This window comes from Streptomyces sp. NPDC058469, assembly GCF_042721125.1.
GTDB lineage: Bacteria > Actinomycetota > Actinomycetes > Streptomycetales > Streptomycetaceae > Streptomyces.
In genome coordinates this window covers 1-13,201 of sequence record NZ_JBHXME010000236.1, presented here as the reverse complement: position 1 = coordinate 13,201, position 13,201 = coordinate 1, and the positions used below count along the sequence as shown (strand labels likewise).

The 13,201-nt window shown below is 66.0% G+C and carries 6 protein-coding genes and 1 pseudogene; all 7 read right to left on the bottom strand.

From position 1 onward, the window contains the following. Positions 1-211 precede the first annotated feature (211 nt). On the bottom strand, positions 212-652 hold the full coding sequence (locus ACFWP5_RS48975; RefSeq protein WP_384172767.1) for a hypothetical protein: 441 nt from the start codon (positions 650-652) through the stop codon (positions 212-214). Between the two features lie 203 nt (positions 653-855). Further along, a complete protein-coding gene (locus tag ACFWP5_RS48970) occupies positions 856-7,038 on the bottom strand; it encodes a DNRLRE domain-containing protein (protein ID WP_384172764.1) in 6,183 nt (2,060 codons plus the stop codon). Between the two features lie 1,283 nt (positions 7,039-8,321). Beyond that, positions 8,322-9,998: a hypothetical protein gene (locus ACFWP5_RS48965; RefSeq protein WP_384172759.1), complete on the bottom strand. Its 1,677-nt coding sequence runs from the start codon at positions 9,996-9,998 to the stop codon at positions 8,322-8,324. A gap of 695 nt (positions 9,999-10,693) precedes the next feature. Further along, positions 10,694-11,050: a hypothetical protein gene (locus tag ACFWP5_RS48960; protein WP_384172756.1), complete on the bottom strand. Its 357-nt coding sequence runs from the start codon at positions 11,048-11,050 to the stop codon at positions 10,694-10,696. A gap of 187 nt (positions 11,051-11,237) precedes the next feature. Next, a complete protein-coding gene (locus tag ACFWP5_RS48955; RefSeq protein WP_384172754.1) occupies positions 11,238-11,750 on the bottom strand; it encodes a hypothetical protein in 513 nt (170 codons plus the stop codon). A gap of 189 nt (positions 11,751-11,939) precedes the next feature. After that, positions 11,940-12,428, bottom strand: a complete 489-nt coding sequence (locus ACFWP5_RS48950) for a hypothetical protein (protein ID WP_384172751.1) — start codon at positions 12,426-12,428, stop codon at positions 11,940-11,942. A gap of 23 nt (positions 12,429-12,451) precedes the next feature. Then, positions 12,452-13,201, bottom strand: a pseudogene (locus ACFWP5_RS48945) (hypothetical protein); the annotation flags it as partial.

The window sequence follows — 13,201 nt, the reverse complement described above, 5'->3', positions numbered from 1 at the left end:
CAGGGCCGCAGCTCGACAGGACGTTTTCCGGTGGATCGCCGAGTATTACAACCGGGAGCGGCTCCACTCGACCATCGGCTACATCACGCCGTACCGGGCAAGGACCCGCTTCCATCAACGGCTGGACCTCGCGGCATAAAATGGAAGTGTCGGCGCCTACGGGGTCACTTCAACTCACGCGCCACCCTCTCACGCCGCCATCCGTCACGATCTACAGTCGAATCGAAGGATCAACCGCCCTCACCACATGGCCACCCGCAAGCCCTCCATTGCATTTCCAAACCGCAGTCTCTTGGAAATAATCCACGTGCATGCCGAAGTCATGGCGGTCACAGACAGGCCAGACCGTGACGTAATAATCCATGACAAATTCCTGCACCCCTTCCGCCACGACACCCAGAACCTCCGCCCAATCCGGCGTCGAGACTTCACCGGACTTGAATCGAACCACACCGACCGGCCCAAATTCCGGGTCGCGGAAATAATTGACGTAGCCGAACTCCTCACCGACAACCTTTTTCCCCGTTTCATCAAATACCGACTTTGCGATCACCTCGAAGGCCGATCTTGCCATGGAAAAGGTTCGCATGGTCCACAGTTCACAGAATTCGCCTCCGGGAATCTCCCCATGTTCGTCGTAGACCTCGAACATCCATGCCAGTACCTCCTCGGGGATGGAATCCCCTTGCCGCCAGACGACTTGCAACATCCTGTCTCGCCAGTCCAGAAAATTCGACACCCTCGCCAGCCCAGCCTTCCGATGGATTCAGATTGAACTTCATATATTAAAATTTCTCTACAAAATAGCATATCGCCGGAAGGGGCCCTTCCGGCGATATGCTATTTCACTTCACGTCAGGTAAACAGTGCGTAGACCTTCAACCTTGGATTCCTCACGCAGATATTCTGGACAGTGACAGTGCCGGACCATTCAACATTGTCCGTCCAGTCGAACCATGTCGTGATCCCGAGGACGCTGTACTTTCCCCGCTCCGATTCCGACCTACCTCTATTGTTCGGAACTCCCCAGGAGGCGTGGAAGAAGTAATCCCCTGCCTCCGCGTGGCCGTAGCTCTGATTTCTCACGACCTCTTTCCCCGGGATTGTGATACTGAACACCAGTTTCACAGCACCGTACTTTTTCCATATGCTTTTCAGCTTCAGGCGCCATGTAAGGCTGCACTTGGAATGTCCGGTGCAGGATCGCCTGAGATACAGCGTATAGTTTTTTGTCGACTTCTGCTGATCGCGGTAGTTCAGTCGAGTCCCGCTGGTGTCCAGTTGGGAGACCGGATCGGCAGGGTAGATGTAGGCGTCGGCGTTGCCGCCGTAGACCGGATCGGCCTGGAGGAAGCGGCCGGTGGTCGGGTCGTAGACGCGGACTCCCATCAGGGTGTAGCCGGCCAGGCCGTCGGTGGCGCGTTGGTAGGCTCCCAGGGATCCGTACTCCGCCGCGGCGGCGGTGGCGTCCAGCGGGTTGCCGTACTCGTCGTAGCGCTGGACCGTGGCGGTGGTGGTCGCCAGTGCCAACTGGACGGCGATGTCACCGTGCAGGTTGGCCAGTTGGAGGACCGTGTCACCGGTGGCGCTCGTGGTCATGGCCAGGCCGCCGGAGAGGTCGGAGGCATTGCGCTTGACGGTGGGCGCGGAGCCGGTGGCCCCGGTGGTCGCCGTCCATGAGGTGGTGTCGCAGCCGCAGCTGTAGTGGTTCACCGTGCTGCTCGTGGTCGACCAGGTGGTGCCGCTGTCACTGGTGGTCGCGGTCGTCGAGGAGGCCAGGCGGCCGGCGGCGTCCAGACCCAGGGTCTTGCGGCTGGTGCCGAGGGTCTCCGAGGCGACCAGGTCGTTGGTGTAGTAGGTCAGGGCCGTGCTGCCGCTGGTGGTGGTGCGGCCGAACGCGTCGTAGGCGTAGCCGGACTTCGCCAGACGGTCGACCGTGTCGTAGGCGTACGACGTGGTGTTCGCGGTGGTGTCGGAGGTGCTGCTGTCGCAGTCGTCCGAACTCGTGGTCAGGGCCGTGCGGTTGCTGTTCGCGTCGAAGGTGTAGGCGCGGGTGGTGCAGCCGTTGGCGGTGGTGTCGGCGGCCTGGGTGAGCCTGCCCTTGCTGTCGTAGGTGTAGTCGGCCTGGGTGGTGGAGCCGTCGGTCTGGGTGTGGCCGGACTGCTTGTCCTGGATCGTGTAGGTCGCGGCGTCGGACAGCACGACGGCGCCCGTGGAGTCCGTGTAGGTCACGGACGTCTGGTTGCCCACCGTGTCGTAGGTCGTGGCCATGCTGTAGCCGCCGGGGAGGGACTCGCCGGTGAGAGCGCCGTCGGCGTCGTAGGCGATGGCGGTGGACTTCCCGGCGACGGAGTCGGTGACGGACAGGGCCCGACCGGTGGTGCCGTCGTAGGTGTAGGTGGAGGTGGAGGGCACCGAGTCGGACACCGTCACCAGGCGGTCGAGGGCGTTGTACGCCGAGGTGGTGACGCTGCCCGTGCCGTCGTCATACGACGTCGGGCGCCCGAGGTCGTCGTAGCCGTACGAGACGGTCTGGCCGTTCGACGTATGGGTGGCGAGCTGGCCGCTGGTCCCGTCATAGGTGTAGGTGGTGGCCGGGGTGGTCTTGCCGATGCCGCCGGTGACCGCCGTCTTCGTCGTGCGTCCGGCCGCGTCGACCGTGTTGGTGGCCGTGCGGGTCACACCGTTGGCGGTCTCCGTCTGGGTGGCGATCCGGCCCCAGCGGTCGTAGGTGTACACGGTGGTGACGGACTCGGTGGGGTTGCTCCCGCCGCCGGTGATGGCGGCTGCCGGCGCGGTCTTGCAGAGCATCCCGTCCCACTCGACGGAGGCGCAGGTGCCGGTGGTGTCCGCGTCGTAGTACGTGTACTGCAGCGTGGCCGCGTCCGAGCCGGACGAGCCGACGGTCCGGGTACTGGTGACCCGGCCCGCGCCGTCGTACGCCGTCACCACAGAGCTGTTCTCGGCGCCCGCAGTGGCCTTTGCCTGGCCGATGGACCAGTCGTAGGTCGTGGTACTCGTGGCGGTGTCGGCGTCGGTGGCGTAGCCCGCGATGGCGGCGCCGGACACCGTGGAGGTGACCAGGTCGGAGACCTCCGCATCGGTGGGCCGGTTCTCGTCGTAGGTGTACGAGGTATGGGCGCGGGCGGGAATCACGGTGCCGGCGGCCAGGGTGGACTCGGCGGTGGTGCCGGTGAGTTCCTTGGCGAGGCTGACCTCGTGCAGGGGGCCGTACTCGTCGGTGAGGAGTTCGCCGTCGGAGGAGTACTGGGAGATCGTGGTGAGGAGCCGGGCGCGGTCGACCGTCGACAGGTTGCCCAGGCCGAGGGACGCCAACTGGTCGGAGCTGCTGCTCAGCGCCAACTCACGGTTGGCCGCGGTGAGTTCGGTGACGATGTTGCCGGTGTCGTCGTACTGGGTCGCGGTGATCGAGCCGCCGGGGCTCGCGGTGTTGGTCTCCTGGCCGCTGGCGTTGATGTAGGTGACGGTGGCCCGGTCGTACGAGGACGAGGTCAGATCGCTGCCGGTGTTGGAAGAGGGGACGGAGTCGGCCGGGAAGACGGCCGTGGCGTCCGTCGGTGCCTCCTCCTGCGCCCAGGTGGCAACGGTGTCCGCGTCCATCTGGTGCGGGGCGGTGGTGCCGGAGAGCGGGACGTCGTAGACGACGGTGGTGACCGCCGTACCGGACGTCGTGCTGTCCGAACGCTGCGCGAGGGCCGCGCGGGTGGCTTTCAGGAGCATGCCCGCGCCTGCGGTCAGGGCCGAGCCGGCCTTGCCGTAGGTGAAGGTCCAGGGCAGTTGACCAGGGCTGGTGAGGGTGGCGACGCGGCCGTCGGAGTCGTAGGTGTACTCCGCCTTCAGCTCCGGACTGATCCGCGGGTCCCAGACCTGACGGAGCTTGCCGGACGCGCCGTACGCGTAGGAGGCGAGGGTCTCGGCGGTGGCGGTGGAGGCGCCGGGGTCGGTGGCCCACAGCTTGATCGCCTTGACCTGGCCCGCGTAGTCGCCCAGCGCGCTGGACGTGGCGGTGGTGGTGTCCGCGTAGACGTACTCCAGGACCCGGCAGCCCTTGATGGCGGGCGTCGCCTGGCAGACGGCCGCGGTGACCGCCCCGGTCGGGGAGATCACGTACTTCGGGCGTGCCAGGGTCGTGGTCCCGGAGGTGACCGTCTCGGAGACGGTGGTAACCGTGGTGTCGTCGACCGCAGTGGCGGAGGAGGACAGCGTCCAGGTCGTGGCCGCCGTCGCCGCCTTCGCGAACACGGTGGTGTTGGCGTCGGTATCGGTCAGCGTGAACGTCGTGCCGGACAGCGTGCCCGTCAGGGTCAGGGTCTCGGCACCGGTCTGCGGAGCCCAGCTCTTGTCCGAGTTCAGCGTGAAGGCGATCGCGCCGCCGTCCCCGCTGAGCAGTTCTACGGAGGAGTCGGAGGTCTTGCGGATCTGCATGTAGTCGCTCGCCGCGGCCGTGACGGAGGAGGTCCAGCCGGGGCCGAAGATCTGCGCCTGGCCTTCGGTGTCGGTGGAGTTGGCGCGCGAAGAGTACGTCCGGTCCACGCTCGCGTCGAACGCGGTCGCATCGGTGGCCGACAGCGTGTAGTCACCGGTCAGTTCGTTGACGGAGCCGGGGCCGACCTCGGTGCTCGGCGCGGTGCCGGCGTCGCGGTCGAGGGTGACCTGGACGGTCTGCGAGTGGCCGGTGGTGGTGCCGTCGGTGAAGGCGGCGCGGAGTTCGATCGCGCCGTCCTCGGAGAGTGAACTGACTGTGTTCCAGACCAACTTGGTGGCGGTGCCGCTCGTAACGGCGACCGGCCAGGCGGAGACGGCGGAGCCGGAGGCGGTGACATCGGCGACCGGGACGGTGTGCCAGTCGTCGGTCTCGCCGCGCCGGTACTGCCAGGTGACTCCGGTGTAGGTGGTCAGGCCCTTGGCGGTCAGGGTGAGGCGGCGGGCGGTGGTGTCACCGTCGAAGGGGGAGAGAACGGACGCACCGTCTTCGCCGACACCGAAGGTGTACTTGGTTGTCGCTGAAGAAAGGTTTCCTCCAGAGTCGACGGTGCGGGCGTAGAGCGTGTGCCAGCCGTTGGCCGGATCGATGCTCACGGTGGCTGCATCGCCGCCGGTGCCGTTGGTGGTGTCGAGCTTCTTGTTCGGAAGGCTGCTGTTGTCCAGGCCCCAGTAGTAGCCGGCACCGTCCGTGGAAGAGGTGTCGATGGTGCAGGTGTCGGCGTCCTCGGCCTTGGCCGTCCAGCCGTTCTGCCCGTACGTGGCACAGGTGACGGTGGGTGCGGCGGGCAGCCCGGTGTTCATCACGAAGGTGGTGTAGCCGGTCCAACTGCCGTAGTCCGTACCGTCGTAGGCCCGTACCCGGTACCGCAGGTGCACACCGGCCGGGAAGGCGGAGGCCGACGGGATCGTCAGTTTCACGGTCGCACCGGAGGACACCGAGGCCGACGTGCCGGTGTACGTGTACGTGGTGTCCGCGTACGCCGGGTCCGTCGTGATCTCGAACTGGCCCTTGGTGCCGGACCCGTCGGGGTCGGTGACCTTCGCCGAGAGGGTCGGGGTGAGCGCGGTGACGTAGCGCTTGCCGTTGTAGGCGTTGACCTGCGAGGGCGAGATGGCCGTCGAACTGGGCGTCGAGGGATACGAGTTGTACGTAACCGTCAGGTGCGGCTCGGTCGAGCCGTCCCCGGAGACGTAGTTGGCCGAGCGGAAGCGCCGCCAGGTCAGTGAGTCGGTCTCGCTGGCGCCGCGCAGCTGCAGGCCGTAGTTGGTCGAACCGTCCGCCCACGCCTGCACGATGGCGTCGATGTCGAAGTTCATCGTGCCCGCCGGGCAGGAGGTGCTGTAGCCCAGCGCGGCGGTGTTGGTCACCGCGCCGGTGGTCGTGGTCGTGGGCTGGGTGGCCCAAGTGACGGTGGACGACGACCAGGTGGAGGTGATCCGCCGCACCTGCGTGCCCGCGCCCGAGGTGGAGCAGGTCGAGGCGTAGTACGAGTACAGAGCGAGGTTGGTATCGGTGATGTGCTTGCTGGCGAACTTCGACACGTCGAACTTCAGGTACGAGCGCGCCACATCGCTGCCTGCGTCGTACGTGCCCGACTTCAACTCGGTCGAGGAGACCTGGGAGTCGGTGTAGTCCGGGGTCTGCACCCAGGTGTCCGTGGTGACGGCGAGGGTGGAGGTCGGGTCGACGGTGACCGGGTAGGTCAGGTCCTGGGTGAAGTAGTCCGCGTCGGGACTGAGGACCAGGGTCTGGGTGCCGTCGTCGGCGGTCTCCACCCTCGTGGTGACCTTCGCCGGGTGCTTCGACTCGCCGGAGGCGTCGTCCTTGGCGGCATCCCACATCATCGGCGCCGGGGCTTCCGCCACCAGCTTGCCGTCGGCGTTCTTCAGCAGCAGATGGCCCGAGTCGGCTGTCGACAGCTCAAGTCCCTTGAGCTGCAAGGGAATCCGGTACACCGGGGCGCTGTCGGGCGCGGAGTCCAGCACGATGTTCTGGCTGAAGCCCTGGGCCAGCGCCGTCACCGTCAGGGTCTGGTCGTCGCCCAGGTCGTAGGAGGCGGTGTCGTCCTTCACCGTCGGCGTCGGCAGCTTGGACTCCCAGCCCAGGCCGAACGACGTGCTCCCCTTGTCGACCGATGCCAGATCCGTGTCACCGCCGTCGGAGATGGTGATGTCGGCCGCGGCCACGTCCGGTTCCAGCGAGGCGCCGGTGTCCGAGAGTTCGGTGTTGATGTCCTTCCACTTGCCGTCCACCTTCTGCCGGATCGGCCCCGCATAGGTGGACGTCTGCAGTTCACCGCTGGGCAGCGCGTACGTCGTCGAGTCCGCCGTCCGCTCCGACAGCACCTCGATCCTGCGGTCCTGCAACCGTGCCATCAGCAGCGCCGCGTCCACCGAATCCACCGACGAGGCAGCGGACTTGGTGTCCGACACAGCCGTTACGACGGTGGTGTCCGAGCCGTCCGCGAACGCCGACCCCGTCTCCAACGACACCAGCGCCGTCTCCAGCGCCAGTACCGCAGCGACCGCCAACGCGGTCCGTCTCAAAGCCGCGCGCGATGAACTCGCCCGCCCCCTGGAGACCGGGATAGCCCGTCTCCCCTTGAGTCCCATCACATTTCTCCCGCTTCATCACTCACGGGTGCCATGCGCACCCGCGACGACGCGGATCAAAGGTCAGAAACCTGTGAAGGTCAACTCACGAAACTCACACCGTATTCATACGGTGATCACGAACTGAGGCAACGGGTCTTGACAGGAACGCCGCCCCCACTTCGCCACCCCGCGTCACCTGCGAGCGGGCCGCGATCCACCTGCACACATCGCGACACAAACCGGATGAATCCTCTTCATTTTCCCTGCATAAGACCCTGACCTGCATCTTCACAATCGTTAGTTACTCGTGACGCGCTGCAGCCCTTCCCGGATCGGTTTCGAGCCGCAATCCGCACCAGGCCGTCTGGCGATTCGCTTCCCGAGTCACAACCCGCCTCGAGACAAGCGCGTCGAAACGAGGTCACGGAGAGAACGGCAGGTAGTGCGCCACAACGCCGACCCGGACCGGACGTGGGCATCCTCACCGACAACCCGAACCTCACCGGAGCTGTTGAGCGCCAACTGCTGCAGGCGGAAGAGCCGCTATACGAGCGGGTTGTCGATCGCACCCCAGGTGAAGCGCGTTGATCGTGGAATTGTCCAAGGGCCACAACTCTGTGGCCCCAAGCACGCCTGTGACCGCACGGCCGACCGGGACCCATCCGCACAACCGCTGCACGCTCGGCCACCGCATGGCCACCACGCCGAACCCGACAGACCGAAGCCGACCGGCGGTACGGGGCAAAAGGCCGGTCACAGCGCTCTACGAACCGAAACACCCACTGGCAGTCGACCTCCGACCTACGCATTGCGATGCGTAGCCCACAGATGCCCGATCGGCCCGGATTCCAAGGTCACCCAAAACAAGAAACCCCAGTTCAGAGGCCCGACCTGAGGTTTCCTATGGAGCCCCCTGTCGGATTCGAACCGACGACCTACGCATTACAAGACCACGAGGGATCGTGTTGTGCGGTGCTTGGTCGTGCTACCCAGTGACGTTCTGCCTGCTTAGAGGATGCGCCGCAGGTTGGCCTGTACCACCTCGTGATGCACCGTCCAAAGGCGTCCGGCCACCGGGCGGCCACCACGAGCGCTATGGCCACGAGCATCGCCGCCTCCACCTGCCCGCCACACCTGTTGTGGCAGACCTACAAGTCACGGAGGATGCGCGCTCCGGCGCGCGGCCCACGAACCCTGCAGCGAATGGCATCAGCGGCAGTTCACCGGACGTCGACGTAGTCGGTGACCTGGGCGCTTCTGAGGTAGTGGTCTCCGGTCTGGCGGCTGAGGGCGATGGCCCAGGTGCCGTCCTGTTTGGCGGTCTCCATGCCGATGAGGTGGCCGTGCCTGTCGGTGCCCAGTTCGGTGACGTAGCGGTATGTGGTGGAGCCACGGGGCTTGAAGTAGAGGGTGGGGGAACCGCCGTAGAGCGGCTTCCAGGTGGTGCCGTTCTTGTACTGGAGGGTGCCGGCGAAACTGAACGCCTGGTTCTTGCGGACCGGGTTCGCTGAGGCGTGGAAGCCGGTGATGCGGGTGGCGTAGCGGTAGAGGTGAACGGGTTTGGTGGTGTTGGTCGCCAGGTCGGGATTGCCGTCGAAGCGGGCGCGCCAGTAGGCGTTGGTGTTCGTCGTGGTGAGGGTGCGGGCGAAGTCCTCCTCGAACAGGGGCTTGTTGTAGCGGATCTTGATGGGGATCGTGGTCGCGTTCTTCCAGCCGCTCTTGCCGTCCTTGGAGTACTGCAGGGTGACGGTGGGCTTGGCCGGCCATTGGGCGCGTGCGTCTTCGTAGTAGACGTAGCCGGAGACCTTGAGGGACGAGGTGTCGGTGAGGTCCGCGCTCATGTCGAGGTGGGTGGCGTAGGCGACATGGAGGCTGAAGGGTTCGGTGGCAAGTTGCTGGAAGGGCATGTAGTCGGTGCCCGCCATGAGTTCGGCTGCCGGGGCGGCGTTGTAGGAGGAGACGTGCAGCGTGTAGGCGCCGTGGCTGTCGGTGGTGGTCTCGCCGACCTCGAAGGAGGGACGGTTGCTTGCGTCAAGCCCGGCGAGGGAGATCGTGGTGTTCGGCAGTGGCTGCCAGCCGGCGGTCGTCTGGATCTCAGCGCGGCCGGTGACCGTGCCGGTGGCGCCCTGCTTCAGGTTCAGGGTGTGCGTGCTCGCGGTGAAGCGGACCGGTGTCTGGGTGGTGTGCAGGGACTTCTTGGGGCTCAACAGGTCGATCGCGCCCGGGTAGTTGACGGAGGCCCCGGGAGCGGCCGTCAGGTCGACGGACGTCTGGACGGGGACGAAGGCGGCGGTGAAACGGCCGTCGGCCGTGCTGGTCGCGTTCACCCGCCCCCGCCCGGTCTCGATGTCGACGGGTACGCCGGCGGCGGGAGTTGGGGTGTCCGGGTGGCGGGGGTCCGTGGCGACGGCGGTGCCGCTGACGGTGACCTGCTGGTGGAGGTAGTCCGGCACGGCGGGGGTGGCGGTCAGCTCGGGGATCCTGACCAAGGTCTGATACCGCAGCGTGTGCGGGGAGAGGGCGCCGGTGACGGTGGCGCCGGAGGCGTCCTCAAGGTCGACGGTGACCCGGTAGTCGCCGAGGTCGGCCAGATGGACCGGTGCCCGCCAGACCCCTGACGTCGCGTCCTGTCCGGTGTACTGGGTGAAGTCCTCGGTCGATCCGGCTTCCGGTCCGCCCGCCGGTGCGTCCAGCGGATAGAAGTGGGCCGTGATGTGCGTGAGAGGCCGGTCCGAGTGCGCGGTCACGAAGACCAGCCCCGGTTCGTACCAGCCGTCCGCGTCGGACAGGACGGGGCCGCCGGTGGTGTTGTCCGCGTGGGCCGGGGCGAGGCCCGCGAAGAGGGTGGCGGACAGGGCGGTTGCCGTGGCTGCCGCCAAGAAGGTGCTGCGTCTCAAGATGGTCCCCCCAGGGAATCGGCCGACTTCAAGCGTGAGTGTGAGGATCGCGCGGAAGGGCTGCGCCAGGTCGAGAACCTTCAGGCCGGCACTTGTGCGCGAGTTCGAGGGTCGGGTGATCGAGAACTTTAGTGACGCGCCCTGACAGAGCGGTGCCTGGGAGCGCCGTACGGGCGGTTTGCAACCTGCCAACTCCCGAACGCCCCTTGCAGATCAGCCGAGTTGGCCGACAACAGGGTGGTCGCCCTTCGCGGCGGCGTCGGCCGGGACGGAGCGTTTTCGTAGATGTGGATGTTGCTGACCTTGCCGTTGGCGTACTCGCCGTAGGCGCCCTGCCAGAGGCGACGGCATAGGCGTCATAGACGCCGACCAGGTGGGTCCATCGGCCGACGGCCGGCAGGTGCCACGTGGACCTCTCGGCCTGCGAGACCGTGCGATACCGGGTCCCCGAGCGCCTCTTGGATGCACCTCGGCGGAACATGACAGTTCATCAAGTTGCGTCAAAGAGTGCCCACTTGGCGCGCAGCGTTGCCGGGGCAAGACCTCTTCAGATATTTCGCGCAATCCCACACGATTCACCAACCACAGCGACTACTCCTTCTCTACCGCGGCCGGGCCGTCCCCGAGCTGCGCCACAATTGCAGCCCCACACACAGCAGACGTCGGTACGCGAACCTCTGGACCCGCCCGGATCTTCAGTCGACCAAGTAGTCGGGCAGATCGACTTGCCCTGAATCCCGGTATGCGCGGAGGCGGTCATTGTCGTCCTCGATCGCCCTCAGAACCGCATAGGCGCCGACGACGATCCCGGGTAAAGTGCCGGACCAAAGATCCCGGTACAGCAACCAGAGCCCTTGTCGCGCGATCTGCTGGCACCGCTCCGACGAGTCGTCGCCGTCGTTGAACACCAGTCCGCTGAGTAGATCCAGGCATACGAATCTCGCGCCGGGAGAAAGGTCGCCCGCAAGCGCCGCCATGAGCACCGAGGCGACGGGCACCGCCGGCTCCTGCGGGATCGACTGGATCATGGCGTGGTTCTCGATATGCAGCACCCGAGCCTCTCCGCTGGACTGCGCCGCTGCCAGCCGACGCAGGCGTCGCCCAAGTGAGCGGCCGTCGTCGTACAGCCACACGCAAACGCCGTCCAGTCGTACCGGCCGATCTCCACATCGATCAATCGCACGCTCGCGCGTTCCTTCTTCTCACACCTACGGGTCCAGTCGATTCGAGATCAACTGGTCATCGGCGCTTCGCTCGCTTTCGGACCCGGTCGATCAGCTTGGCGTCGAAATACTCGAACCGTTCACGGTCTGTGTCCACCACGTCGAGAAGCATGCGGGCCATCGACGCACGACCGGTCGCGTACTCCTGGTAGAGGGTCCAGATACCCTGCCGCGCCACGACCCGGCAGTCGATCTCCAGCTCGGGTGACCCGGCTTCGATCTCGGTCCAGTGAGACTCTCCTCCCACACAAGCTCCGAAATGGTCGAGCAACTCGGCACGCACCTCGTCGGAGACCTCTTCGTGCAGAGCAGCGACAATCAAGGAAGTGACGGGAATTGCCACCTCAAAGAGGAGGGATTGAATATAGACGTGTCCTTCCAGGGTCGCCTCTGCAATTTCCCGCGGCGTAGTGGCTACCAGCAACCGGGCAAAAATCTCAGGGATATGGGCACCCGTCATGCCACACCCACAGCGCAGCGACGCCCAGTCGACCCGCTCAGCCTGGATCAGTGACGGCCTGGCACTCATTCCCTCTCCCGATGTGCTCGTTTCTCGGATGATGCGCGCGGCGAGGAATCACGCGAGCCGCGGATGCTATCCGTTGTCCCAGTCGCCCGGATGCATGTACCAGGCTCCGAGTTCTACGTTCTCCGGGTACGCCTGGCCGGCTGAACGGATGGGCATCTCGTCAGCCTTTTCACTCGTCCGTGCGGATCTTCAGTCGGCGAGGTCGTCGGGCAGATTGAGCTGCCCCGAGTCCCTGAAGGCGCGAAGCCGATCCTCCTCGGTCTCGATCACCTGGAGGATTTCGTAGGCGTAGCCGACAAGGGCACGCGAGGCGCCTGACCACATGTCTCGGTACAGCCCCCAGAGCCCCTGCCTCGCGATCTGCTGGCACATGTCCGCCGATTCGTCATCGTCAGTGTCGACGAGCCGAATGAGCAGGTCCAGACATTGAATTCGCGCCCCATCGGACAGGTCACCCGCCAAGGCAGCCATGAGCACGGAGGTGACAGGCACCGCCGGCTCCTGCGGAAACGACTGAATCAGCGCGTGGTCCTCGATCCGGAGCGCCTGCGCCTCCTCTCGGGATTGCGCCGCGGCAAGCCGCAGCAGGTCGTCGGCCAGGTGTTCCGCCGTCTTACCGCATCCGCAGCGGAGCGCCGACCAGTCGTACCTGCTGACCTCCACGTCGATAAATCCCATGTGCCGTTCCATTCCGTTGGTCGTTACGGTAGGTCGTCCCAAGGGCCCCCGCGCTCGTGCTGTATGCCGGGGACGAAGTATTTACGGCTGGGGTAGTCCGCCTGGCAGTCCTTGCACACGGGCTTCGGGACGACTGTGAGACCGTTCTCCCCACGCTGCACCTGGTACGCGTGGGTCATTCGCACAAGTTCTGGATCACCGCCGAGAGCGCGCACCACATTACCCTCGGCGCAGAATCCGCACGTCGGACCGATGCCTCCGGGGGCACCGCCGCCTCCGGACGATGCGAGGGCGATCTCCCCAGTTTCGATGTTGGTGCCACCCACGTAGGCTCGGTTCATGGGCTGGTTCGCCATTTTCTGCTCAATGGCGAAGCCGGGCACCATGTCGCCAGCCGCCGCGAGTTGCCCCTCATGCGTCCAGCCATCAGCCGCAGGGATGGTCTTGACGGCGGGCGGCCGCTTGGCACTGCCCGCCCCACGCGGGGTGACCTTTGCCGGTTTGGTCCCCGAAGCCCCGGTGCTCGGTGAACTCGGCTTGGCGGCCGCCGCATCGGCTTCCTCAGCCCGCGCCTGCGCGTTCGCCCGCTTGATCGCCACGAGGTCCGCGGCATCGGAGGCCGCGTCGTCCAGCGCCTTGGCACCCGCACCGACAGCGGCAGCTGCGTCGCCCTCGACGAGTTCTTCACCCGCACCCGCGAGGTCGCCCTCTACTCCCCTCTCCGCGAGGCCGGCGGCACCACCTCCACCAGCGTCCGCACCAGCCGCCCGAAC